19 protein-coding genes and 1 pseudogene are annotated in these 24,039 nt (G+C 70.5%); 9 read left to right on the forward strand and 11 right to left on the reverse strand.

The window, feature by feature from the left end; genetic code table 11:
• A partial coding sequence (locus tag A7A76_RS20265; RefSeq protein ID WP_206413007.1) for an anti-sigma factor family protein occupies positions 1-533 on the forward strand: 533 nt, incomplete at its 5' end.
• 126 nt (positions 534-659) lie between these two features.
• Here the strand turns inward: A7A76_RS20265 and A7A76_RS20270 are convergent.
• Positions 660-899 (reverse strand): hypothetical protein, encoded by a 240-nt coding sequence (locus tag A7A76_RS20270; RefSeq protein ID WP_206413008.1) that lies wholly within the window; start codon positions 897-899, stop codon positions 660-662.
• A gap of 158 nt (positions 900-1,057) precedes the next feature.
• On the reverse strand, positions 1,058-4,750 hold the full coding sequence (locus A7A76_RS20275) for an indolepyruvate ferredoxin oxidoreductase family protein (RefSeq protein WP_206413009.1): 3,693 nt from the start codon (positions 4,748-4,750) through the stop codon (positions 1,058-1,060).
• Between the two features lie 239 nt (positions 4,751-4,989).
• Between A7A76_RS20275 and A7A76_RS20280 the strand changes: the two genes are divergently transcribed.
• Together A7A76_RS20280 and A7A76_RS20285 are read left to right on the forward strand one after the other, a co-directional pair.
• Entirely contained in the window at positions 4,990-5,331 is a 342-nt protein-coding gene (locus A7A76_RS20280; protein ID WP_206413010.1) for a hypothetical protein, read from the forward strand.
• 151 nt (positions 5,332-5,482) lie between these two features.
• Positions 5,483-6,364 carry a hypothetical protein gene (locus tag A7A76_RS20285; protein WP_206413011.1) on the forward strand — a complete coding sequence of 294 codons (882 nt, stop codon included), beginning with the start codon at positions 5,483-5,485 and terminating at the stop codon, positions 6,362-6,364.
• 365 nt (positions 6,365-6,729) lie between these two features.
• Here the strand turns inward: A7A76_RS20285 and A7A76_RS20290 are convergent, their stop codons facing one another.
• The 4 genes from A7A76_RS20290 to A7A76_RS20305 form a co-directional block, all read right to left on the reverse strand.
• Positions 6,730-8,436 (reverse strand): sulfatase-like hydrolase/transferase, encoded by a 1,707-nt coding sequence (locus tag A7A76_RS20290; protein WP_206413012.1) that lies wholly within the window; start codon positions 8,434-8,436, stop codon positions 6,730-6,732.
• Positions 8,437-8,853: 417 nt separating this feature from the next.
• Complete coding sequence (gene nagA / locus A7A76_RS20295; RefSeq protein WP_206413013.1) at positions 8,854-9,987, reverse strand: N-acetylglucosamine-6-phosphate deacetylase; 1,134 nt, start codon at positions 9,985-9,987, stop codon at positions 8,854-8,856.
• 4 nt (positions 9,988-9,991) lie between these two features.
• Entirely contained in the window at positions 9,992-11,002 is a 1,011-nt protein-coding gene (locus A7A76_RS20300) for an SIS domain-containing protein (protein ID WP_206413022.1), read from the reverse strand.
• A gap of 35 nt (positions 11,003-11,037) precedes the next feature.
• Positions 11,038-11,790, reverse strand: a complete 753-nt coding sequence (locus A7A76_RS20305; RefSeq protein ID WP_057949624.1) for a GntR family transcriptional regulator — start codon at positions 11,788-11,790, stop codon at positions 11,038-11,040.
• 157 nt (positions 11,791-11,947) lie between these two features.
• Here A7A76_RS20305 and zwf point away from each other — a divergent pair, with 157 nt between their 5' ends.
• The 5 genes from zwf to eda all read left to right on the forward strand — a co-directional run bounded on the left by zwf (position 11,948) and on the right by eda (position 18,088).
• On the forward strand, positions 11,948-13,465 hold the full coding sequence (gene zwf / locus A7A76_RS20310) for a glucose-6-phosphate dehydrogenase (protein WP_206413014.1): 1,518 nt from the start codon (positions 11,948-11,950) through the stop codon (positions 13,463-13,465).
• Positions 13,449-14,204: a 6-phosphogluconolactonase gene (gene pgl / locus A7A76_RS20315; protein WP_241201076.1), complete on the forward strand. Its 756-nt coding sequence runs from the start codon at positions 13,449-13,451 to the stop codon at positions 14,202-14,204. Before zwf ends, pgl begins: the two co-directional genes overlap by 17 nt.
• Positions 14,205-14,479: 275 nt before the next feature.
• Positions 14,480-16,312: a phosphogluconate dehydratase gene (gene edd / locus A7A76_RS20320; protein ID WP_206413015.1), complete on the forward strand. Its 1,833-nt coding sequence runs from the start codon at positions 14,480-14,482 to the stop codon at positions 16,310-16,312.
• A gap of 425 nt (positions 16,313-16,737) precedes the next feature.
• Positions 16,738-17,418, forward strand: a complete 681-nt coding sequence (locus tag A7A76_RS20325) for an HAD family hydrolase (protein ID WP_206413016.1) — start codon at positions 16,738-16,740, stop codon at positions 17,416-17,418.
• Positions 17,419-17,443: 25 nt separating this feature from the next.
• Entirely contained in the window at positions 17,444-18,088 is a 645-nt protein-coding gene (gene eda / locus A7A76_RS20330) for a bifunctional 4-hydroxy-2-oxoglutarate aldolase/2-dehydro-3-deoxy-phosphogluconate aldolase (protein WP_206413017.1), read from the forward strand.
• Positions 18,089-18,229: 141 nt separating this feature from the next.
• On the opposite strand, the gene A7A76_RS20335 is transcribed toward eda, so the two are convergent.
• The 3 genes from A7A76_RS20335 to A7A76_RS20345 form a co-directional block, all read right to left on the reverse strand.
• Complete coding sequence (locus A7A76_RS20335; RefSeq protein WP_206413018.1) at positions 18,230-19,276, reverse strand: substrate-binding domain-containing protein; 1,047 nt, start codon at positions 19,274-19,276, stop codon at positions 18,230-18,232.
• 70 nt (positions 19,277-19,346) lie between these two features.
• Positions 19,347-19,706: a hotdog fold thioesterase gene (locus A7A76_RS20340; protein ID WP_241201079.1), complete on the reverse strand. Its 360-nt coding sequence runs from the start codon at positions 19,704-19,706 to the stop codon at positions 19,347-19,349.
• Between the two features lie 373 nt (positions 19,707-20,079).
• Entirely contained in the window at positions 20,080-20,265 is a 186-nt protein-coding gene (locus A7A76_RS20345) for a hypothetical protein (RefSeq protein ID WP_074873141.1), read from the reverse strand.
• A 396-nt stretch (positions 20,266-20,661) separates the two neighbouring features.
• On the opposite strand from A7A76_RS20345, the gene A7A76_RS20350 reads away from it, so the two are divergent.
• Complete coding sequence (locus tag A7A76_RS20350) at positions 20,662-21,231, forward strand: relaxation protein (protein WP_206413020.1); 570 nt, start codon at positions 20,662-20,664, stop codon at positions 21,229-21,231.
• 247 nt (positions 21,232-21,478) lie between these two features.
• On the opposite strand, the pseudogene A7A76_RS20355 reads toward A7A76_RS20350, so the two are convergent.
• Positions 21,479-22,312: pseudogene (locus A7A76_RS20355) on the reverse strand (class I SAM-dependent methyltransferase); the annotation flags it as partial.
• Between the two features lie 460 nt (positions 22,313-22,772).
• On the reverse strand, positions 22,773-23,732 hold the full coding sequence (locus tag A7A76_RS20360; RefSeq protein ID WP_206413021.1) for a LysR substrate-binding domain-containing protein: 960 nt from the start codon (positions 23,730-23,732) through the stop codon (positions 22,773-22,775).
• Positions 23,733-24,039: the final 307 nt, after the last annotated feature.

A 24,039-nucleotide genomic window follows, 5' to 3' on the forward strand; every position in this document is an offset into this window, starting at 1 on the left:
CGCGCCGCCGCCGCGCGCGTTACGCGGTCGCCGCGAGCGTGCTGCTGAGCCTCGGCGTAGGCGGCATCGGCGGCTGGCAGGCGCGCGAATGGAGCCGCCCGCCCGCGCCGATGCTGGCCGGCGTCGCGCCGATGGCCGACGCCATCGCCGCGCACCGATTATTCGCCGCGCGCCACGACCTGCGCAGCGACATCCCCGGCGGCGACGTACAGCCGTGGCTGGACGCGAACTTCCGCGAACCCATGCGCCTGCCCGACCTCAGCGCCGCCGGCTACCGCCCGGTCGGCGCGCGCGCGCTCGCCACCGACCAGGGCGCCGCCGCGCTGGTGGTGTACCAGGACGCAGCCGGCGCAGCGATCAGCTTCTACATCCGCCCGCCCGGCCCGCGCCACCACATGCTCCCGCGCGGCGACCGCCGCGACGGCGGCCTGCTCACGCAGTACTGGTCGCATGGCGGCTACAACTACGCGATGGTCAGCGCCGGCGACGAGGCCAGCGCGCAGGTAGTGCGACGGGCGTTGCAGGCGATCTGAACCCGAGCCGCCGGGTGTTGCCGCGGCGGCTCCCTGTAGGAGCGGCGCAAGCCGCGACCGCGACAACGCGGCTACGACGAAACTTGCGGCGCAGTTGCGGTGTCGCGGTCGCGACTCGCGTCGCTCCTACAGCGGCTCCGGGCCATAGCGCTCCCGCAGTTGTCGCATCGCTTCGGCGCAGTCCAGCCGGGCCAGCGACTGCGCTGCGCTCAGGTGCTCGGCGCAGAACCATTCCAGGCCATGGGGATGGCCGGCCACGCCGTAGGGCAACGGTTGCAAGTCGGCGAACGCGACGAGGTCGGCGCCTTGCGGCCCGCCTGCGTCGAGCAGGTGGCGGCCGCACAGGTGGCAGATGGGCGGTTTCATGATCCGGGCGCGGTTGCAGGCGTAGGCGCAGTGTCCGCCCGCGCGCGGTGGCGGGCAAGCGCAGAAAAACCAACGCCCCGCACGGGCGGGGCGTTGGTGGGCGTCGGGATGTCGCGATCGGGCGGGCACGAAGCCCGCCCGACCCGCCGCGCGCCGGCTTACGCCGCCTGCACGATCCGCAGCGGATTGGCGAATTCCTTCAGCAGCTCCGCCTCGCGCGCCTTGGCCTTGTGCAGGTGCTCTTCCTTGACGTGGCCGTAGCCGCGGATGTGCTCGGGAATGCCGGCGATTTCCGCGGCGAGGTCGACGTTACCGTTGTCGAGCTTGTCGAGCAGGCCGCCGACGGTCTGCTCGTACTCGCCGATCAGGCGCCGCTCCATCTTGCGCTCTTCGGTGTAGCCGAAGATGTCGAAGGTGCCGCCGCGCAGCTTGCGCAGCTTCGCCATCCACTTGAACGCGGTGAACACCCACGGGCCGAATTCCTGCTTGATCAGCCGGCCCTGCGCGTCCTTCTTCGCCAGCAGCGGCGGGGCGAGGTGGAACTTGAGCTTGTAGTCGCCGTCGAACTGCTGCTGCAGGCGGCGCTGGAATTCGCCGCTGGTGTACAGGCGCGCGACTTCGTACTCGTCCTTGTAGGCCATGAGCTTGAAGAAGTAGCGCGCCACCGCTTCGGCCAGGTCGGTCGAGCCCGGCGCCTTCTTCTGCTCGGCCTCGCGCACCTTGGCGACGAAGTCGGAGTAGCGCTTGGCGTAGGCGGCGTCCTGGTAGTCGGTGAGGAAGGCGACGCGGCGCGCGATCAGTTCGTCGAGCGAACGCGACAGGCGCAGGTCGTCGAGTGGCAGGAACGCGACGTTGTCGCCGTCGGCCTTGTTCGGCACATGACGCAACTCGTCCTCGTTGCGGGTCGCGCGTGGCGCCGAGGTGGCGCCCCATTCGGTGCCTTCCCACTCGCCGGGCTTGAGGTGCGGCAGGTCGCGCGGCGTCGCTTCGGCCGCGGTCGGCACCTTGCGGGTGACGCCGGCGGCCTCGGCCACCGCGCGCGGGTCGATCGCGGCCAGGCGGCCCCAGGCGAACGCGGTCTTGTTCATCTCGATCGCCGCGCCGTTGAGCTCGATCGCGCGCATCAGCGCGTCGAAGCTGATCGGCACCAGCGCGCGCTGCCAGGCGTAGCCGAGGATGAACAGGTTGGCGGCGATGGCGTCGCCGAGCAGCGCGGTGGCGAGTTCGGTCGCATCGACCAGATGCGGCGTCTGGTCGCCGAGCGCGAGCTTGATCGCCGCGACGATGTCGGTGGCCGGGAACTGCATGTCCGGACGGGTGGTGAAGGTGCCCGGCATCGCTTCGTAGCTGTTGAGCACGACCTGGCTGCGGCCGGCGCGGATCTTCGACAGCGCCCAGTAGTCGTTGACCACGACCATGTCGCAGCCCAGCACCAGGTCGGCCTCGCCGGCGGCGATGCGCACGGCGTGGATGTCCTCGGGGGTCTTGGCGATGCGGATGTGGGTGGTCACCGCGCCGCCCTTCTGCGCCAGGCCGGTCTGGTCGAGCACGGTCGCGCCCTTGCCTTCCAGGTGCCCGGCCATGCCGAGCAGCGCGCCGATGGTGACCACGCCGGTGCCGCCGACGCCGGTGATGAGGATGTTCCAGGGCTGGTCGAGCGCCGGCAATTGCGGCAGCGGCAGGTCGGCGAGGCGATCCTTGACCGAGGAGCCCTTCTTCTTCTTCAGCCCGCCGCCTTCGACGGTGACGAAGCTCGGGCAGAAGCCGTTGACGCAGGAGAAATCCTTGTTGCAGTTCGACTGGTCGATCTCGCGCTTGCGCCCGAACTCGGTCTCCTTCGGCAGCACCGACACGCAGAACGACTTCTTGCCGCAATCGCCGCAGCCTTCGCACACCAGCGAGTTGACCATGACGCGCTTCTGCGGATCGACCATCTTGCCGCGCTTGCGCCGGCGGCGCTTTTCGGTGGCGCAGGTCTGGTCGTAGATCAGCACGCTGACGCCCTTGGTCTCGCGCAGGCGCTTTTGCACAGCGTCGAGTTCCTTGCGGTCGTAGAACTCGACGTCGCTGGGGAACAGCTCTCGGCGGTTCCACTTGGCGATGTCGTCCGACAGCAGGACGATGGTGTGCACGCCTTCCGAGCGCACCTGGTGGGCGATCTGCGGAACCGACAGGGTGCCGTCCACCGGCTGGCCGCCGGTCATCGCCACCGCGTCGTTGTAGAGGATCTTGTAGGTGATGTTGACGCCGGCGGCGACCGACTGGCGGATCGCCAGCGAGCCGCTGTGGAAATAGGTGCCGTCGCCGAGGTTCTGGAACACGTGCTCGGTTTCGGTGAACGCCGACTGCCCGCACCAGGTGACGCCTTCGCCGCCCATCTGGGTGAAGGTGTTGGTGTCGCGGTCCATCCAGGTGACCATGTAATGGCAACCGATGCCGCCGAGCGCGCGCGAGCCTTCCGGCACCACGGTCGAGGTGTTGTGCGGGCAGCCCGAGCAGTAGTGCGGCACGCGCGGGAACGCGGCGCGCGGCAACGCGAGTTCGCTTTCCTTCTCCTCCATCCAGCGCAGCACGTTGCGCATCTGCTCGGAGTCGTGGAAGCGCTGGATGCGGCGCGCGATCACGCCGGCGATGCGCGCCGGGGTCAGCTCGCCGGTGGACGGCAGGATCCACTCGCCGTTCTCGTCGTACTTGCCGACGATCGACGGACGCTTGCCGCCGTCCCAGTTGTACATCGATTCCTTCATCTGGCTTTCGATGAAGGCGTGCTTCTCCTCGACCACCAGGATGTCGTCCAGGCCGCGCGCGAACGCGCGCAGGCCGACCGGCTCCAGCGGCCAGGTCATGCCGACCTTGTACACGCGGATGCCCAGGTCCGCGCAGGCGCGCGCGTCCAGGCCCAGGTATTCCAGCGCCTGCAACACGTCGAGGTAGCTCTTGCCGGTGGTGATGATGCCCAGGCGCGGGTTCGGCGAATCGATCACGATGCGGTCGATCCGGTTGGCGCGCGCGAACGCCTGCGCGGCCTTGACCGCGTACTGGTGCAGGCGCATTTCCTGGTCCATCGGCGGATCGGGCCAGCGGATGTTGAGGCCGCCGGCCGGCATGACGAAGTCGTCGGGCGTGACGATCTGCAGCGCCAGCGGATTCACGTCGACCGAGGCGGACGACTCCACGGTCTCGGCGATGGTCTTGAAGCCGACCCAGCGCCCGGTGTAGCGCGACATCGCCCAGCCGATCAGGCCCATGTCGAGGATGTCCTGCACGCCGGCCGGGTTGAGGATCGGCATCATCGCGCTGGTGAACTCGCCTTCCGAGCCGTGCGGCAGGGTCGAGGAGCGGCAGGCGTGGTCGTCGGCGGCCAGCGCCAGCACGCCGCCGTGCTTGCTGGTGCCGGCGGCGTTGGCGTGCTTGAACACGTCGCCGGTGCGGTCCACGCCCGGGCCCTTGCCGTACCACATGCCGTACACGCCCTCGACCTTGGCGCCGGGGAACAGGTTGGTCTGCTGCGTGCCCCAGACCATGGTCGCGCCGAGGTCTTCGTTGAGGCCCGGGGTGAACTTCACCCCGGCCGCTTCCAGGTGCTTGCGCGCGCGCCACAGCTCCAGGTCGAACCCGCCCAGCGGTGAGCCGCGGTAGCCGGAGATGAAGCCGGCGGTGTTGAGCCCCGCGGCCTGGTCGCGCAGGCGTTGCATCAGCGGCAGGCGCACCAGCGCCTGCACGCCGGACAGATAGATGCGGCCTTCCTGGCGGGTGTACTTGTGCTCGAGGGTGTAGTCCGGATCGAGCACGGAGTTGGTGAGGTCAGTGTTCGCCGACGAGGGCGAGCTGAGTTCTGCGGTGCTGGTCATGGGCGGGCTCTCGCGGCGATGCCGCGGATGGGCTGGCGGGGGGCGATGCGGCGGGCGTCCGTGCGGTCCGGTGTGGCGCGCCGGGAGCCGAGCAAAGACTCGGAATTATAGCCTGTGTGCGCAATCGGGCCGCCAGGCGGGCTCGGTGTGCGGTTTGTGCGCCGCTTCGTGCCGTGGCTGAATGGGTATACCGTCTGCGCATTCAGGCAGCCGGCACCCGTGCCGCGGAGGTTCGGCCGATGGCCAAGACGTTGTACTGCTGGCGCTGCCGCGAGGCGTTGCCGATGCTCGACGAAGACGAGTGGGCGCGGATGGCGCCGGCCCTGGACGCGGCCGTGGTGCGGATCAAGCGCTACCGCCAGGAGCACCAGGTCGGCCTGCACGCCGCGCTGCCGGCGGCGGGCAAGGACGCGTTGGATCTGTACGAGCGCCTGACCGGCTGCCGCGAAACCCGCCTCGATGCGATCCGCCATCACCGCCTGGCGTTGTACGGCCCGCCGTGCGCGCACTGCGGCACACCGTTGCGCACGCCTCGGGCGAAGCTGTGCGCGGCTTGCGGGCAGGCGCGCGCGCCGGCATGAGCCGCCGCGCGCGAGCGCGCTTGGCGCCGCCGCTGGCGTTGTATAGCATCCCGCGGGCGTAGCCGGCGCAGAGCGGCGACGCGCCGTTCGCCGTCCTGCGCTCTTGCCGGCGGCTTCGATTTCTCAGGGGGAAAACATGAAGACCACGTTGTTGGCCGGCGCGCTCGCGCTGGCCGCGCTGCCGGCTGTCGCCAAGGACAAGCTGATCCCGCTCATCCCGGCCGATGCGGCGGCGCTCAAGGACAAGACCGTTGCGCTGACCCTGCACGAGACGGCCGATTTCGGCGCGATGACGGCCGGCAAGGCCGGCTTCGGCATGTTCGGCGTACTGGCGATGTTCAAGGCCGGAAACGACATGGTGCGCGAGAACCAGATCGCCGATCCGGCGCTGCTGGTGCGCGAGCAACTGGCGACCGGCCTGCAGAACGCCTACGGCGCGCGCTTGTTGGCGCCCGACGCCGCCGCGACCAAGGCCAAGAAGCCCAAGGAGATCGCCGCACTGCATCCCGAGGCCGACTATGTGCTGGACGTGAATTCCCTCGGCTGGGGGTATGTCTACTTTCCGACCGACTGGAACAATTACCACGTGATGTATTCGGTGAAGGTGCAGTTGGTGGCCAAGGACGGGCGCGCGCTATCCAGCGCGGTGTGCTCTGCCGACTCCAAGGCCGAGAGGGAACCGCCCAAGCGCGAACAACTGCTCGCCGACGGCGCGCGCATGGTGAAGGACTACACCACGGCATTGGGCTGGAACTGCGTGCGGTTGCTCGGTACCGAACAGTTCAAGCTTCCGGCCGACACGCTGGCGCCGACGCCGGAACCGTATGCGGCGATGCTGGCGCGCTTTACCCCGGCCGGGGGCAACGCGCCGGCGAACGCTCCAGCCAACGCACCGGTCGCGGCGGAGGCGTCGGCACCCGCTGCCGAAACAGTGGTTGAAGACGCCAAGGCGCCGGCGAAGGATGGACCTGCGGCCGCGGCTCCGGCTGCGGCCCCGACCGCCGATCCCGCGAACAGCGACGGCGAAGGCTGATCCTCGCCGACGTGCGTCCGTCGCGGCGGACGCACGTCGGCGTTGCGCGTCCGGCATCGGCCGGAGCGACGCGCCACAGCCGCGTGTGGCTCTCCCTGCCTTGCGTGCATTCCGAGATGGCGATGCGCGCAGCGCGCTGCATCCCGGCCGGAGCGAATGCGGCGCGCAGACGACGCAGGCGCCGCACACCGCCGCGCACGCCGCGGCGCGCGGCTACATTCGCGGAGCCGGGGACTATCCGGCGTCAGCTCAGTACCGCGTTCCGCCTTGCCCGCGCCATGGCGCGCGCGCCGCTGTCATCGGCGCCGGCGAGAGCGCCCGACGCGAAGCGCGCGCGTCGCGACTGCCGCGACGGCTGAGCGCCCTCAGCGGCCGTGCCGCAGCGCCGTCGGCGCGCCCAACTGCAACTGGGTTCCGGCTGCGCGCGCCTCGCGATAGAGGTTGTCGCCGAACACGTCCGAGCCTTGCAGGAAATAGCGGCCCGGCACCGCGTTGGGGTTGTCGATGCGATAGCCGATCCGCGCCGCCAGGGCCAGGAACAACTGGTGGTGCGCGAGCCACTCGCCGTTGCCGGCCAGCGGCGCCTGCCCGGGCCCGCGCGTGCGCACCAGCATCGGCACCTGCGCGACTTGCGGCGTCAGCACGTTGTGGCCCCACACCCCGTCTTCGCCGAGCATCTGGCCGTGGTCGGAGGTGACCACGAACAGTCCTTGTTCGCCCATCGCCTCGAAACGCGCGTACAGCCGCGCAGCCAGGTCGTCCTGATAGGCGATGGCGTTGTCGTAGGCGTTGCGCCGGGCCGCGTCGCGGTCGTCCGCGCCGGCGGCGACGCTGTCGGCCCAGCGCACATAGCGCGGGGGCTGGCGCCGGTACGCGTCTTCGAACGGCAGGTGCGCGGTGCGCAGCAGCAACACCATCAGCCGGCGTTCGCCGCGCGCTGGCGCGGCCGCGTAGAGCTGGTCGAAGATCGCTTCGTCGCCGTGCGCGTGCACCTGCGCCGGCGCGTCCTCGCGCGAACGCGCGACGTCGATGCTGGCGGCGCCGAACTGTTGCAGCAGATCGTCGCGGTATTGGGTGGACAGCCAGTAGGTGCGGTAGCCCGCGCGCTTGGCCAGGCGGAACAGGTTGCTGTCGTGCGAACGCAGTTGCTGCAGGTTGCCGGGTTCGCGCACGCCGTTGAGCAGCAGCGTCAGCGAGGCGCGGGTGGAGGCCGCGCCGGCGATGCCGCGGTGCCAGCGCGCCCGATCCTGGCGCACCCAGCGCGAGAAGTTCGGCGTGGTGTCGCGCGCATGACCGGCCAGTCCCCAGCGGTCGAGACGGGTGGAATCGAAGATCACCAGCCAGATCGCTTGCGGCGGCGCGGCCACGGGCGCGGCTTCGACGCGATAAGGCCGGTACGCCGGCGCGCCGCGGTCGACGCGCACGCCGCCGAGATTGACCGCGCTGTAGCTGAAGGCGCGCAACGCGTTGAACAGCGAACTGTGCCCGGCCTGCGGCAGGAACCGCACCATGCTCTGGCGCGAGGCCTTGTACGGCTGCGAGGCCAGCAACGCGGCGACCGCCAGCAGCGCCCAGCGCGCGCGCGGCAGCGCCAGCCGGCGCAGGCCCAGGTTGTACAGCGCGAACAGCAGCGCATAGGGAATGCCGCCGGCGAGCAGGGTCGGCCAGTGCGCGGCGAATTCGGCGCGGCCGGCGCCGAGGATGTCGCGCAGCTCGCGCGGAATCATCGCCACGTCCAGCGGCGTCAGCGGCCGCCCGATCGCGGCGATGTGCGAGAGCTGGCACAGCTGCATCAAGGCGAACAGGCCGAGCACCGCATTGGCGGCCCAGCGGCTGCCGCCGAGCCACAGGCCGGCGTTGAGCACGGCCAGCGCGGCGACCCATTCCGGGCGCAGGCGCGCGTCGTTGCCGGCACCGCCGAGCCATTGCTGCAGGCGGTCGTCGAGCAACAGCAAGACGGTGGCGGCGGTGGTGACGAGCAGCAGCGTGGCGAACCGGCGCCAGCGCGTCGGCGCGGGACGGCCGGGGACGAAGGCGAGGCGGAGCGATGCATCGGGACGGGACGAGGCCATTCGGACGGCGGCGCGCAGAGCACAGGCGCCGCACGCTAGGCAGTCCCGGATCCGTCCGCGTTAGCAAAACCGTAAGCGCGGGCGAGGCTCTACAGCGAATGCAGTCCGTTCGCACACGCGAGGCGCAACGGCGATGCCGCGGCTAAACCGGCATTCATGCTCGCCTGCGAAAACCCGCGGAAAAAAGCGCGGTTCGGGTTTTAAAGGTACGTTGCCGACCGCATCCGTGTGCCGGTTTGTAACCGGCCGCAGTGCGCATGTGAAAACTGCATGCGGCGAGCGGATCGCATGTGCATGCGCGGCTCGTCTGCGCGAGAACTGCGCGGAACCCGGCGCAGGGCAGGCCGCCGCCGCTGCCCTGCAGCGGCGGGGGATTGCGACAGGCAAGGGCCGCGGCGCAAGCCGCCGCGATCGGGCTCAGCGCGCGCCGCCGATCCAGCTGTCGCGCACGAACAGGTCGTCGTCCAGCGCGACCAGGTCGGCGCGATAGCCCGGCAGGATCTTGCCGAACTCGCCGTCCAGGCCGAGGAACTGGGCCGGGTAGGTCGAGGCCATGCGGCAGGCTTCCTCCAGCGGCAGGCCCAGGCGTCGCACGGTATTGCGCACCGCGCCGGCCATGTCGAGCGCGGAGCCGGCGAGGGTGCCGCCGGCGGTGGTGCACTTGCCGTCGCGGCAGGTCATGGTCTCGCCGTACAGCACGAAGTCTTCGCTTGCGCCGCCGACCGGCGGCATCGCATCAGTGACCAGCATGATCTTGCCGCGCGGCTTGGCCGCGATGGCGATGCGCAGCGAGGCGTCGTGCACGTGTTCGCCGTCGACGATCACCCCGCACCATGCGTCGGGATCGTCGAGGCAGGCGCCGACGCCGCCCGGTTCGCGGCTGCCGAGCGGCGTCATCGCATTGAACAGGTGGGTGACCCCGCGCACGCCGTTGGCGAAGGCCGCGCGCAGGCGCTCGTAGTCGGCGGCGGTGTGGCCGGCGCTGAGCAGCACGCCGCGCGCGGCCAGCGCGCGCAGGGTGGCGTCGTCGAAGCGCTCCGGCGCCAGGGTCAGCATCGTCTTGCCGTTGTCGAGCGAGGCGATGCGGTCGAGCTCGTCGGCGCCCGGGGTGTGGAACTTTTCGGGGTCGTGCACGCCCTTGCGCGCCGGCGCCAGGTACGGGCCTTCCAGATGGATGCCGAGGATGCCGGGCACGCCCTGGGCGATGGCCTCGCGCACCGCCGCGATCGCGCGCAGCATCACCTCGACGTCGTCGCTGATCAGCGTCGGCATCATCGCGGTGGTACCGAACCGGCGATGCGCCTGCGCGATGGTGCGCAGGCCCTCGACCGTGGGCGCGTCGTTGAACAATACGTCGCCGCCGCCGTTGACCTGGGTGTCGATGAAGCCCGGCGCGAGGTAGCGGCCTTGCAGGTCCACCACTTGCGCGCCGCCGGGCGCCGGGCCCGGCAGCACCGCGACGATGTAGCCGTCCTCGACGATCACGCTGAGGTCGGATTCGAACCCGCGCTCGCTGAGCACGCGGCCGTTGACGAAAGCCGTGGCGGTCATCGGCTCAGACCGTCTCGGTGACTTTGTTGAGATGCGGCGGCACGTCCGGGTTCAGCCCGCGCGCCACCGACAGCGCGTTGGCCGCCTTGTAGAAGCTGGCCACGGTCAGCAGCGGGGTCATCGCCGGATGCAGCGAGCGCGCCAGCGGCAGCGCCTCAAAGCCGTGGATGCCCGGCGCGGCCAGCCACACCGGCGCGCCGCGCTGGCGGAACTCGCGCGCCACCGCCACGGTGCCGTCGCCGGTGCCGTCGTCCTGGGCGAAGGCCAGCACCGGGAAGCCCGGGCCGACGATCGCCATCGGGCCGTGCTTCACTTCCGCGCTGCTGAAGGCTTCGGCGTGCAGGGCGCAGGTTTCCTTGAACTTCAGCGCCGCCTCCTGGGCCGCGCCGAGGCCGAGGCCGCGGCCGATCACGAACAGGTTGTGCGCCTCGCGCAGGCCTTCGACCAGCGGCGACCAATCCTGCGCGAACGCCTCGCGCAGCGCGTCGGGCAGGGCATGCACGGCGTCGAACAGGCGCGCGTCGCTGCTCCAGCGCGCGGTCAGCTGCAGCATCGCCGCCAGCGAACACAGGTAGCTCTTGGTCGCGGCGACGCTCTTCTCGGGGCCGGCGTGCAGCGGCAGCACGGTGTCGGCGACCTGCGCCAGCGGCGAATCGGCGACGTTGACCAGCGCCAGCACCTGCGCGCCGGCGGCCTTGGCGATTTCGGCGTTGCGCACCAGGTCGGGGCTCTTGCCCGACTGCGACACCGCCACGAACAGCGAGTCCTCCAGCCGCGGCTTGACCGCGTAGACCGAGCCCACCGACGGCGAGGCCGAAGCGGTGACCAGGCCTAACTGCGTCTCGAACAAGTATTTGCCGTAAGTCGCGGCGTGATCCGAGCTGCCGCGCGCGCAGGTGACGATGAAGCGCGGCGGCCGCGCGCGCAGGCGGTCGGCCAGTTCGTCGACGATGTCGGCGTTGGCCCGGAACTGGCGCGCGACCGCGTCGCCGGCTTCCTGCGCTTCGGCGTACATCCGGGTAATGCTGGGGTCGAGCAGGGGGTCGGCGCTCACGGGGTAGGTTCGCTCTGGAGTTCGGCGACGAAGTCGTAGGCGTCGCCGCGGTAGAAGGATCGGGTGAACTCGACGACGCGGCCGTCGTCGAGGAAGGTGCGACGTTCGATGAACAATCCGGGCGCGCCTTCGGGCAGGTTCATCAGCCGCGCCTGCTCGGCGTCGAAGGCGATCGCACGCAGCCGCTGCAGCGCGCGGGTGGGGCGGATGCCGAGCTTGGCGAAGGCTTCGTAGAGCGAGTTTTCGACGAGGTCCGGGTCGCCGATGACCGCGGCCGGCACCACCGTGCGCTCCAGCGCCAGGGCCACGCCGTCGGCGGTGCGCAGGCGGTAGTAGCGGATCACCGCCGCGCCGGGCGACAGGTTCAGCGCCATCGCCTCTTCCGGGGTGACCTCGCCGAGGCCGCGTTCGAGGAAGGTCGAGCGCGGGTCGAGGCCGCGCGCGCGCAGGTCGTCGGTGAAGCTGGTCAGGCGCGAGAACGATTTGACGATGCGCTCGGCGACGAAGGTGCCGGCGCCCTGGCGCTGGACCAGCAGGCCGTCGCCGACCAGGCCGGCGATGGCCTTGCGCACGGTGACCCGCGACAGGTCCAGCAGCTTGCCGAGCTCGCGTTCGCCCGGCAGCGCTTGCCCGGCGGTCAGTTCGCCGTTCTCGATCGCGTGCTGCAGGGTCCGGCGCAGGTGTTGGTAAGCCGGCGCGCGGCGCGCGTCGGACTGGCGGCGGAATTCGCTTTGCAGATAGTCCTGCATGGGGAAAAGATACCAGTGGCAGACCATTGGCGGCAACAAAAGCCTGCTAAACCTGTTTAAACCATTGATTCGTGGTTGTTTTGCACAGGTGGTATCTTACTGGTATCTTTGCTGGTATGGTTTCACCGAGACCAGTCGAGACCCCGCCGGACCCGTCATGAGCGTCTATTCCGTGCCTACCCCCTCGCAACCGCCGCACCTGGCGCCGCTGGCGCCGTTCGATCTGGTGATCTTCGGCGGCACCGGCGACCTCGCCCTGCGCAAGCTGCTGCCGGCGCTGTTCCACCGCTACGCCGACGGCCAGATCGTGGCCGGCGCGCGCATCGTCGGCATCGCCCGCGACGAGCGCAGCGACGAGGCCTACCGCGGCAAGATCCGCGACGCGCTGATCCAGTTCGCCGGCGAACAGGCCACCCAGACCGACGTGCTCGACGGCTTCCTGGCGCTGCTGTCGTACCGCCGCCTGGACCTGAGCTCCGACAGCGGCTGGCCCGAATTCGCCGCCGAGTTCGGCGATGCCGAGCGGGTGCGGGTGTTCTACCTCGCGGTCGGCCCGGACCTGTTCGGCGTGGTCTCCGACCGCCTGCAATCGCACGGGCTGGTCAACCCCAAGACCCGGGTGGTGGTGGAAAAGCCGCTCGGCAAGGACGGCGCCAGCGCCGATGCGATCAACGACGCGCTGGCGCGGGTGTTCAACGAAACCCAGATCTTCCGCATCGACCATTACCTCGGCAAGGAGACGGTGCAGAACCTGACCGCGCTGCGCTTCAGCAACGCGCTGTTCGAGCCGCTGTGGAAGGCCGAGCACATCGACCACGTGCAGATCACCGTGGCCGAGACGGTCGGCGTGGAATCGCGCGCGCCTTACTACGACAAGTCCGGCGCGCTGCGCGACATGGTCCAGAACCATCTGCTGCAGCTGCTGTGCCTGGTGGCGATGGAGCCGCCGTCGTCGCTGGCCGCCGACGCGATCCGCGACGAGAAGCTCAAGGTGCTGCGCGCGCTGCGTCCGATCGAGAACGGCAACGCCGCCGCCTTCACCGTGCGCGGCCAGTACAAGGCCGGCGCCGTGGAAGGCCGCGCGGTGCCGGGCTACGCGCAGGAACTGGGCGCGCAATCGCTCACCGAAACCTTCGTCGCGCTCAAGGCCGAGGTGAAGAACTGGCGCTGGGCCGGCGTGCCGTTCTACCTGCGCACCGGCAAGCGTCTGGCCGAGCGCGTGTCGGAGATCGTGGTGACCTTCCGCCAGGTGCCGCATTCGATCTTCGAAGGCCTGACCGAACAAGACCCGTCCAGCCGCCTGCAGCCGAACAAGCTGGTGCTGCGCCTGCAGCCCGACGAGGGCGTGAAGCTGTGGCTGATGAACAAGGTGCCCGGCCCCGGCGGCCTGCGCCTGCGCCACGTGCCGCTGGACATGAGCTTCGCCGCCGCGTTCGGCGGGCGTCAGGCCGATGCCTACGAGCGCTTGCTGATGGACGTGGTGCGCGGCAATCCGATGTTGTTCATGCGCCGCGACGAAGTCGACGCGGCGTGGAAGTGGATCGACCCGATCCGCGCGGCCTGGGCCGCGAGCGCCGAGGCGCCGCGCCCGTACACCGCCGGCAGCTGGGGACCGAGCGCTGCGGTGGCGCTGATCGAACGCGATGGGAGGACGTGGCATGAAGATGCAGGCTGAGCGACTGACCGTGATCGAACCCTTGCCGCTGCCCTTGCACGAAAAACGGTTCGACGACGCTGAGCAGCTGGCGTCGGCGCTGGCGCGGCAAGTCGCCGCCGATCTGCGCGCGGCCTTGGCGCGCCACGGCGAGGCGAGCCTCGCGCTGTCGGGCGGCAACACGCCCAAGCGTTTCTTCCAGCAGCTCTCGCAGCAGACCCTGGATTGGGCGCGGGTGACCGTGCTGCCGATCGACGAGCGCTGGGTGCCGGCCGAGCACCCGCGTTCCAACGAACGCCTGCTGCGCGAGCACCTGTTCCAGAACAATGCGGCGACCGCGCGTTTCCTGCCGCTGTATCGCCCAGTGGAGACGCCGGAGATGGCGCTGATGCCGGTGCTGACCAAGATCGCCAACGAAGGCCTGCCGCTGGACGTGGCGGTGCTGGGCATGGGCGAGGACGGCCACACCGCCTCGCTGTTCCCGGACCTGGGCCACGACAATCCGGCGCTGCGCGAGATCGGCCTGCAGCCGCGCGGCCGCGCGCCGGTGATGTCGGTGCGCACCGCGGCGATGCCCGAGCCGCGCATGACTTTGACCCTGAGCGCGATCTTCACCGCGCCGGCGCTGTATCTGCATATCGAGGGCGAGAAGAAGCTCGCGCTGCTGCAAGCCGCGCAGCGCGATCCGCGTTCGACCCTGCCGATCCGCGCCGCGCTGGCCGGCGCGCCGAGCGCGCCGACCTTGTATTGGAGTCCGTAACCCGCATCTTTTGATTGGGGCCCGCTCTTTTTGGGTTCCGCAGACAGCCAAGCCCTGACTCCCTCCCCTCCCAGTTAAGGCTTTTGCTGTCGCCCCCTCGCGCAGGGGGCCGCGTCCGCACCGCGGACGCGGGGGGATTTGCTTTTGCCGGCGCTTCTTCGGAAGGTGCAGGAAGAGCAAATCCCCCCCCTCTCTCCCTTTTTCGCGAAGGGGCCGTATTCTCGGATTCACCGGCCAGGCGCCGAGGTCGGCGCCCCGCATCGACCAAGGTTCAAGTGAAGACCCAACTGCATCGCGTCGTCGCGCAAGTCACCCAACGCATCGTCGAACGCAGCCGCGCGCGCCGTGCCGCTTATCTGGCCCGCATCGACGCGGCCTGCGGCAGCGGCCCGCACCGCCGGCGCCTGTCCTGCGGCAACCTCGCCCACGGCTTCGCCGCCTGCAGCGTCGGCGACAAGCAGGCGCTGCGCAGCGGCGCGGCGCCGAACCTGGGCATCGTCACCTCGTTCAACGACATGCTCTCCGCGCACCAGCCGCTGGAGCGCTTTCCCGACCTGATCAAGGCCGCCGCGCGCGAAGCCGGCGCGACTGCGCAGGTCGCAGGCGCGGTGCCGGCGATGTGCGACGGCGTCACCCAGGGCCGCGAAGGCATGGAGCTGTCGCTGTTCTCGCGCGACGTGATCGCCATGTCGACCGCGGTGGCGCTGTCGCACGACATGTTCGATTCGGCGCTGTACCTGGGCGTGTGCGACAAGATCGTGCCCGGCCTGCTGATCGGCGCGCTGCACTTCGGCCACCTGCCGGGCATCTTCGTGCCGGCCGGGCCGATGACTTCGGGCCTGCCCAACGACGAGAAATCGCGCGTGCGCCAGCGTTACGCCACCGGCGAGGCCACGCGCGAGGAACTGCTCGAAGCCGAGGCGCGCAGCTACCACGGCCCGGGCACCTGCACCTTCTACGGCACCGCCAACTCCAACCAGATGCTGATGGAGATGATGGGCCTGCATCTGCCGGGCTCCAGCTTCGTCCATCCCAACACCCCGCTGCGCGATGCGCTGACCGCGCTGGCCGCGCGCCGCGCCGCGCAGATCACCGCGCTCGGCGACGACTACCGGCCGATCGGCCGCATCGTCGACGAGCGCGCGATCGTCAACGGCGTGATCGGCCTGCACGTCACCGGCGGTTCGACCAACCACCTGCTGCACCTGGTGGCGATGGCCGCGGCCGCCGGCATCGAACTGCGGCTGGAGGATTTCGACGCGCTGTCCGCGGCGGTGCCGCTGCTGGCGCGGGTGTATCCCAACGGCAGCGCCGACGTGAACCATTTCCACGCCGCCGGCGGGCTGGCGTTCCTGATCGGCGAACTGCTCGATCACGGCCTGCTGCACGGCGATGTGGAAACCGTCGCCGGTCACGGCCTGGATCGCTATCGGGTCGAGGCGCGCCTGGGCGAGGACGGCGAAGTGCAGTACGTGCCGTCGACGCCGACCAGCTGCGACACCGCGGTGCTGCGCCCGGTGGCCGAGCCGTTCCGCGCCGACGGCGGCTTGCGCGTGCTGACCGGCAACCTCGGCACCGCCGCGATCAAGGTCTCGGCGGTGCCGGAAGACCGATGGGTGGTCGAAGCGCCGTGCCGGGTGTTCACCGAACAATACGAAGTGAAGCAGGCGTTCGAGCGCGGCGAACTGGATCGCGACGTGGTCGTGGTGGTGCGCTTCCAGGGCCCGCGCGCCAACGGCATGCCGGAGCTGCACCAGCTGACGCCGACCTTGACCGTGCTGCAGAAGCGCGGCCATCGCGTGGCTCTGGTCACCGACGGCCGCATGTCCGGCGCCTCGGGCCAGGTGCCGGCGGCGATCCACGTCACCCCCGAAGCCGAGGCCGGCGGCCCGTTGGCGAAGTTGCGCGACGGCGACGTGCTGCGCGTGGACGCGGTGGCCGGGACGCTGAGCGTGATCGAGCCGGCCGACTGGGCCGCGCGCGAAGTCGCCACCGCCGACCTGTCCTCGCACCATGTCGGCTTCGGCCGCGAACTGTTCGCCGCGTTCCGCGCCGCGGCCGCGCCGGCGGATCAGGGCGCGGGCGTGTTCGGGCCGGTGCCGTTGTGATTCAGACGGCGGCGTGGGCATCGATGGCTCGCGTCGCCGCGAACGTTGCTCCTGCGAAGGCGGGAGCCCGGGGCTTCATCGCGACAGTTTTGCCCGTCGTTCCCGCGGAAGCGGGAACCCAGGGCTTCACCGCGACAGGGCGCTGAAGTCTCTGGATTCCCGCCTTCGCGGGAATGACGGCAGGAAAGAACGCGGGCTCTTGTGATCGATTCAATCGAAAGCGAATGTCCGCGAATGCAACATCCGTCGTTCACGCGAAGATGGGAGTCAGGACTTCGCCGCGCCAGTTGCACCGGTCGTTCCCGCGAAGGCGGGAACCCAGGGCTTCATCGCTACAGGGCGCCGAAGTCTCCGGATCCCCGCCTTCGCAGGCATGACGATAGGTAAGTTCTTCGTTGGCCCATCCTGCGACTTCGGAGCGCGACATGCCCGCCCCCATCCGCACCACCTTCCTGTTCGACCTCGACGGCACCTTGGTCGACAGCGTCTACCAGCACGTTCTTGCCTGGAAACAGGCGCTCGACGCCGACGGCATCCCGCTGTCGGTGTGGCGCATCCACCGCAAGATCGGCATGAGCGGCGGGCTGTTCACCAACATCCTGCTGCGCGAGACCGGAATCGACATCACCCCTGAGCGCGTGGAGCGCCTGCACACGCTGCATGCGCAGGCCTACGCCGCGCAGGCCACGCAGATCCGGCCGCTGCCGGGCGCGGTCGAACTGCTCGCGTACCTCAGCGACAACGATATCCCCTGGGCCATCGCCACCAGCGGCCGCATGGAAACCGCGCGCCACAACCTGGTCGCGCTCGGCGTGGATCCCGAGCGCAACGTGGTGATCACCCGCGACATGGTCCGCTACGCCAAGCCCGATCCCGACCTGTTCCTCGCCGCCGCCGACAAGCTCGGCGCCGACATCGAGCATTCGGTCGTGGTCGGCGACAGCATCTGGGACCTGCTCGCCGCGCGCCGCGCCCGCGCGCTCGGCGTCGGCCTGCTGTCCGGCGGCTACGGCCAGGACGAACTCGAACGCGCCGGCGGCTTCCGCGTCTACGAAGACCCGGCCGACCTGCTCAAGCACATCGACGAAGTCGCCGCGCGCGCCTGAGTCGCCACGTATTAGGAACCAACGAATGACTGCGATCGCGGAATTGCAAAAGCGCGTCGGCGCGGTGCTGGCGCTGGCGCCGGTGGTGCCGGTGCTGGTGATCGACGACCCCGCCCACGCCGTGCCCCTGGCGCGCGCGCTGGTCGCCGGCGGCCTGCCGGCGATCGAGGTGACCTTGCGCACGCCGGTGGCGCTCGACGCGGTGCGCGCGATCGCCGCCGAAGTCGAAGGCGCCGCGGTTGGCGTCGGCAGCGTGCGCCGGCCGCAGGATTTCGCCGATGCGCTCAAGGCCGGCGCGACCTTCGCAGTGTCGCCGGGCAGTTCGCCCGGCCTGATCGCCGCCGCGCGCGACATCGACCTGCCGTGGCTGCCGGGCGCGGCCACCGCTTCGGAAGCGATGGCCTTGCTCGAACAGGGCTACACCCAGCTCAAGTTCTTCCCGGCCGAATCCATCGGCGGCGCGGTCGCGCTGAAATCGCTGGGCGGGCCGCTGCCGGAACTGCGCTTCTGCGCCACCGGCGGCATCGGCGCGAACAACGCGCACGAATATCTGGCGCTGGCGAACGTGCCGTGCGTCGGCGGCTCGTGGGTGGCGCCGGCGGCGGCGGTGAAGGCCGGCGACTGGGGCAAGATCGAGGCGCTGGCGCGCGAAGCGGCGGCGCTGAAGTAAGCAGGCCGCGGCCCTTGCAGGAGCGGCGCAAGCCGCGACCGCGCCGATGCGGCTACGTCGAAGGTTTCGTCGCAGTTGCGGTGTCGCGGTCGCGACTCGCGTCGCTCCTACAGGGGTTTCGAGGCAGTGCGGGCGCGGGGCTCAAGCGCCCCCGGGCGGCCGCGGCGGCGCCGTCGACCCGCGTACCACCAGGATCGGGCTGAACCCCTCGTTCGCCGGCGCTTCCACCGGCGTCTCGCTCTCGCGCCGCAATTCGGCGATCAGCCGGTACGCGGCATGCCGCGCGATCTCCTCGGTCGCCTGCCGCGCGGTGGTCAGCGTCGGCCACGACTGCTTGGAGAACGGGCTGTCCTCGAAGCCGGCGATCGACAGGTCGTAGGGGACGTGCATGCCCGAGGACTTCGCCGCCGCCAGCACGCCGGCGGCGATTTCGTCGTTGCTGCCGAAAATCGCGGTCGGCCGGTCGGGAAGGGCGAACAGGCGGCGCGCGCCGCGGAAGCCGTCGTCGAAGGAATAGTCGCCGGGCAGCACCAGGTTTTCGTCTTCGCCGATGCCGTAGTCGGTCAGCGCCTGGGCGTAGCCCTTGTAGCGCTCCCAACTGGAGCGGTGCGACTTGCCGCCCCACAGGAAACCGATGCGCTGGTGGCCGAGCTGGATCAGGTGTTCGGTGATGTCGTAGGCGGCGTCGCGGTCGTCGACCCACACGCACGGCGCGCCGTCGCGCGGGTCTTCGGCGGCCGAGACGATGCGCACCAGCTTGATCCCGTGCGCGAGCAGTTCGCCGACCAGTTCCATGCGCTCGGACATCGGCGGCGCCAGCACCAGGCCGGCCAGGCGCGCGCCCTGGACCAGGTCGATCAGGTCGGCGGCCAGCAGCGGCGAGGACGAATCGCAGGGGTGGATCTGCAGGCCGTAGCCGGTCTCGCGGCAGGCGGCCAGCACGCCGTTCTGCACGCTGATGATGTAGTACGGGTTCGGGTTGTCGTAGACCACGCCCAGCGCATACGGCTGGGCGCTGCGCAGGCTGCGCGCGGACGGGTCGGGACGGTAGTCGAGTTCGGCGATCGCCTCGTGCACCCGCGCGCGGGTGCGGGCGCGCACGCCGGACTCGTCGTTGATGACCCGCGAGACGGTCTTCAGCGAGACCTGGGCGAGTTCGGCGACATCTTTGATGGTGGGTCGGCGCACGGGGCCTCGGCGGTGGGCGCGGTGCGGGCGCGCATCGCGCGCCACGCGGAGCCCTAGCCTACCCGCCGGCTCAGGCCTTGGGTACCACGGCCAGGGTCAGGCGCGAGATGCAAGCCAGGCGGCCGGCGTCGTCCTCGATGCGGATCTCCCAGACCTGGGTGCTGGCGCCGACGTGGATCGGCCGGGCGGTGCCGGTGACGGTGCCGCTGCGCACCCCGCGCACATGGTTGGCGTTGATCTCGATGCCGACGCAGACCCGGCCTTCGGAACAGCACAGGTTGCCGGCGCTGCTGCCCAGGGTTTCGGCCAGCAGCACCGAGGCGCCGCCGTGGAGCAGGCCGTAGGGCTGGTGGGTGCGCGCGTCGACCGGCATCGTGCCGCGCACGTAATCGGGGCCGATTTCGGTGAAGACGATGCCTAAAGGCTCCATCGCGGTGTTGCGCGAGAGCCGGTTGAGGTCGTCGACGGTGGTGCTGCCGCGGAACAGGGTCTTCGCGGCGGACGGTTCGGCGGCGGGCGCCGCGGGGCTGGTCGGGTCGGATGCGCTCATCGGGCAACGATAGCGACGCGACGACGACCGGACCAGCCTGGACGTGTCGGCTTGCGCCGGGAACGAGCTGCGGTGTGGGTCGGGCTACGACGGTCTGGAGCGGGGTGGAGCCGGGTTGCGGATCGGGTGAGGGGAGTCCGGGAAAAGAGGCCGGATCGGCGCGCGCTGTGACTTTGGGGAAAAGGGAGCGCTCAGTGCGCCGATCCGGGCCAGGGAAGCGTGGACCACCGGACCATGGACGCGCGATCGCCGATCAGGCGAAGCGGAAGCGCGGCTGGACCCAGTTGCTGGCGTAGCTGCGGTTGCTGGCGTAGCCGCTGGAGTTGCCGTAGCCGACGCCGAAGTCGCGCTGGCGGTGGACGTGGCGGACCGGGGCGTTGGCGGCCGGGGTCTTGGTGGTCGGGGCGGCGGTGGCGGTGCGGGCGTTGGTGGCGTTCATGGTGGGGTCCTTTCTGTCTGTCGTGGAGTAGTAGTGCTTCGGTGTGTTGGTAAAGTACAACACCTGGGCAGAAGTCGCTATGTGCTGGAAGTCATGTGTCTCTTTGGTCATGCCCCGGCGGGTGTTTGGGGGCCGGCCGGCGGCTGCCTCTGCCGGCTTCGTGGATAGAGATGTGGCGGGGCCGGCCAGGGTTGCCATGACTGACGACCTAGACGCGGGGCCGGGCGGGATGTGACGGGACGGGCGGGCCGGACCGCCGATCGACAGGCGCGGTCGCCGCCGCGCGTTGCCGCGGGCGCGAGCGCTCGCGTAGGCTCGGGCCGGACGCATCGCGGCAGGCGCACTGGGTTCGCCCGCCGGCCGGCGCGGCGGACAAGGAGAAGCAGGGAGAAGCGGATGCAACACGACGAGCTGACAGCGCTGATCAGCAAGACCGCGGTACTGATGGAGCAGTTCGAGCGCCGCTGCGAAGAACTCGAGCGCCACCAGCGCGCGCTGGCCGAACACCTGCAGACGCTGGCGCAGCAAGTGCCCGGCGTGGTCCGGCAATCGGCCGACGACAGCCTGCGCAGCCTGCCCGGCGCGGTGATGGGCAAGCTCGAAAGCGGCTTGTCCCAACCGGTCGGCGCTTACGAAAAACGCCTGCGCGACGCCGGCAGCCTGCTCCACGACGGCTCGCAGACCCTGGCGGCGCAGCTCAAGCGCATGGAGCAGCTGCACCGGCACCTGGTGTGGAAGATCGTCGGCGCCGCATTCGGCAGCGTGCTGCTGTTGCTGCTCGGCGGCGGCTGGCTGCTGTGGCAATACCGCGCCGACATCGACCGCCAGCGCATTTCCGCCGAACTGCTGCGCGCCTACAACCAGGCCGACGTGACCCTGTGCGGCGCGCGCCTGTGCGCCAACATCGACGACAAGGCCGCCGCCTACGGCGAACGCAAGCAATACCGCCCCGTCCGCCCCCGCTGACCCGAAGCCCCCTGTAGGAGCGGCGCAAGCCGCGACCGCGCCAACACAGCCACGCCGCAAGACACCTGCGCCCGCGCCCCCGCCACACCGCGGCCCGCAACCCGCCGGCCCGCTGCGAACACCGCCGCGCAAACACCGCCGCACAAACGAAAAAGCCGACGCTCGCGCGCCGGCTTCTTCTTCCACTATCGTCGAACCGCGCCGCGCGACCTCGTCGCCGACATCGCGCGCCGCGCGCCCGCCGCGATCAACGCGGCTTGCGGAACCGCAGCGTCATCCGGTCGCTCTCGCCGATCGCCTTGTACTTGGCCTCGTCCGCCGCGTCGTGCTGATTGGTCGGCGGCAGGGTCCACACGCCCTTCGGATAGTCCTTGGTGTCGCGCGGATTGGCGTTGATCTCGCTCTTGCCTTCGAGCCGGAAGCCGGCCGCTTCGGCCATCGCGATCACCTGCGCCTGGCCGACATAACCGCTCTTGTCGTCGGCCGGCACGTCGGCCTTGGCGCGGTGCTCGACCACGCCGAGCGTGCCGCCGGGCTTGAGCACGTCGAAGAAGCCCTTGAACATCACCTCGGCCTGGCCGGCGCTGCGCCAGTTGTGCACGTTGCGGAAGGTCAGCACCACGTCGGCCGAATTGGCCGGGCCGAACGCGGGCTTGAACGGATCGTAGGCGGCGACGACGGCGCCGGCGTACTGCAGCGGCGCCTCGGCGAACTTCTTCTCCAGGCCGGCCTTGGCCTTGGTGTAGTAGATGCGCGCGCTGTCCTTGGTCTGGCTGTCGGGATCGACCACCGCGGCCACGTAGCGGCCCTTCTCGCGCAGGTACGGGGCGAGGATTTCCGAGTACCAGCCGCCGCCCGGGGTGATTTCGACCACGGTCTGGTCCGGGCGCACGCCGAAGAACTGCAGCGTTTCCAGCGGGTGGCGGTACGCATCGCGGGCGACGTTGTTCGGGTCGCGCCAGCTGCCGGCGATGGCGGCCTTGAGCGGATTGCCCGCGGCGGCGGCGGCGGCGGGCTTGCGCGCGGCCGGCTTCTCGGCGGTCTTTTCGGCCGGCTTCGGCGCGGCTTGCGCGGCCGGGGCGGCGGGCTTCTCGGCCGCTGGTTCGGCCGGTTTTTCGGCCGGTTTTTCGGCCGGCTTTTCGGCGGCTGGCGCCGCGGCCGGTTCGGCCGGCTTCGGCGCGGGTTGTTCTGCGGGCTTCTCGGCGCTCGTCTGCGCCGGGCCGGTGGGCACCGGGGCGGTCTGCACGGCGGCCGGCGTCGCGGCCGGCGGCGCGGCCTGCGCAGCCGCGGCTTCGGCCGGCTTTTCTGCGGCCTGCTCTACGGCGGCTTCGGTCGGTTTGGTTTCCTGGGCATGCGCGGCTGCGCACAGGCCGGCGGGCAGGACCGCGGCGAGCAGCAGTCGGGCAAGGCGTTGACGTTCCATGCAACCCACTCCATTGACGTTCGGAAGGCCGCAGCCTACCGCATGCGTTCAGCTTGCGCTGCAGCGCATCTGTGCGCGGCGCGCCGGTCGCGGCCGCGCCGGGTCGCGACGGGAACGCTCAGGCCCGCTTCGCGCGCGGCTTGCGCGTCGCCGCCGGCGCGCCGGCGAGGTCGCGCACGGCGAGGTCGCTGTCCATCTGTTCGACGTATTCGCGTGCCTGTTCATGCAGCCAGGTGCGGAAAGATTCCAGCCCGGCGTGATCGACCGAGCGCGGCGGATACACCAGGTAGTGGCCCCAGTCGATCTTCAGCCGGCCCTGGCTCAGCGGCACCAGCTGGCCGTTGCGGATCAGCAGCCGGGTCCGCGCCATCCGCCCCAGCGCCACGCCCAGGCCTTCGACCGCGGCGCGGTGCATGGTCTCGGAGTCGTCGAAGTGGGCGACGAAGCGCGCCGGCGGCTTGCCGCCGTAACGGTCGAACCAGTCCTGCCAATACGTCGACAGGTCGCCCAGCAGCGGCCAGCGGTGCAGGTCCTCCTGCGCCGGCAGGCCGCCCATGCGCTCGACCAGCGCCGGGCTCGCCACCGGGATCAGGGTTTCGTCGAACAGGTGCTCGATCACCAGCCCCGGCCAGCGCCCGTAGCCGCCGCGCATGGCCGCGTCGATGCCGGGCTCGCGGTCGAAATCGACCAGCGCCGCGGACGAGAACAGGTTGAGCTCGAGCTGCGGAAAGCGGGCGACGAAGCCGCCCAGCCGCGGCACCAGCCAGGACGAGGCCATCGACGCCATCAGGCTCAGCGTCAGCACGTCGTCGCGGCGCGGGCTGTACGGACGCAGCGCGTGGTCGAGCGCGTCCAGGTGCGGCGCCACCACCGACAGCAGGCGCTCGCCGTCGGCGGTCAGGCGCACCCCCCGCGGGCCGCGTTCGAACAGACGCCGGCCCAGGCGCTGCTCCAGGGTGCGGATCTGATGGCTCAGCGCGCTGACGGTGAGGTGCATCTGTTCGGCCGCGCGGGTGAGGTTGTTCAAGCGCGCGGCGGTGGCGAAACCCAGCAGGGCGTGCAACGGCGGACGGTTCATCGCGGCGGTTCCCGGTGGTGGCGGAGCGTTCGATCCGGTTCAAGTCTGGCTTGCAAACGTATCGCTTTTTTGCCGTATTTGGCGAGCGTAGCCTGAGCATCGTCCGCAGTCCCCGGCGTTCCCCACGCGCCGGCCGGGCTCGGTCCTCAAGGAGACCAGGCCATGAATATCTACAAGAATCTGATGTTCCTGCACGGCCATTTCGTCGATCCGCGCGACGCCGACGACGAGTCGCCGGCGGCCTCGCCGGCGCCGCCGCGCCGGCCGGCCGCCTATGTGCCCGCCTCGCGCCCGGCTCAAGCCGCGC

This window comes from Lysobacter enzymogenes (assembly GCF_017168095.1).
Classification (GTDB): Bacteria; Pseudomonadota; Gammaproteobacteria; order Xanthomonadales; family Xanthomonadaceae; genus Lysobacter; species Lysobacter enzymogenes_D.

Coding starts and splice junctions, on each gene's coding strand:
- A7A76_RS20270 (WP_206413008.1), bottom strand. CDS start 899: ATGAAACCGCCCATCTGCCACCTGTGCGGCCGCCACCTGCTCGACGCA.
- A7A76_RS20275 (WP_206413009.1), bottom strand. CDS start 4,750: ATGACCAGCACCGCAGAACTCAGCTCGCCCTCGTCGGCGAACACTGAC.
- A7A76_RS20280 (WP_206413010.1), top strand. CDS start 4,990: ATGGCCAAGACGTTGTACTGCTGGCGCTGCCGCGAGGCGTTGCCGATG.
- A7A76_RS20290 (WP_206413012.1), bottom strand. CDS start 8,436: ATGGCCTCGTCCCGTCCCGATGCATCGCTCCGCCTCGCCTTCGTCCCC.
- nagA (WP_206413013.1), bottom strand. CDS start 9,987: ATGACCGCCACGGCTTTCGTCAACGGCCGCGTGCTCAGCGAGCGCGGG.
- A7A76_RS20300 (WP_206413022.1), bottom strand. CDS start 11,002: ATGTACGCCGAAGCGCAGGAAGCCGGCGACGCGGTCGCGCGCCAGTTC.
- A7A76_RS20305 (WP_057949624.1), bottom strand. CDS start 11,790: ATGCAGGACTATCTGCAAAGCGAATTCCGCCGCCAGTCCGACGCGCGC.
- zwf (WP_206413014.1), top strand. CDS start 11,948: ATGAGCGTCTATTCCGTGCCTACCCCCTCGCAACCGCCGCACCTGGCG.
- pgl (WP_241201076.1), top strand. CDS start 13,449: ATGAAGATGCAGGCTGAGCGACTGACCGTGATCGAACCCTTGCCGCTG.
- A7A76_RS20325 (WP_206413016.1), top strand. CDS start 16,738: ATGCCCGCCCCCATCCGCACCACCTTCCTGTTCGACCTCGACGGCACC.
- eda (WP_206413017.1), top strand. CDS start 17,444: ATGACTGCGATCGCGGAATTGCAAAAGCGCGTCGGCGCGGTGCTGGCG.
- A7A76_RS20340 (WP_241201079.1), bottom strand. CDS start 19,706: ATGGAGCCTTTAGGCATCGTCTTCACCGAAATCGGCCCCGATTACGTG.
- A7A76_RS20345 (WP_074873141.1), bottom strand. CDS start 20,265: ATGAACGCCACCAACGCCCGCACCGCCACCGCCGCCCCGACCACCAAG.
- A7A76_RS20350 (WP_206413020.1), top strand. CDS start 20,662: ATGCAACACGACGAGCTGACAGCGCTGATCAGCAAGACCGCGGTACTG.
- A7A76_RS20360 (WP_206413021.1), bottom strand. CDS start 23,732: ATGAACCGTCCGCCGTTGCACGCCCTGCTGGGTTTCGCCACCGCCGCG.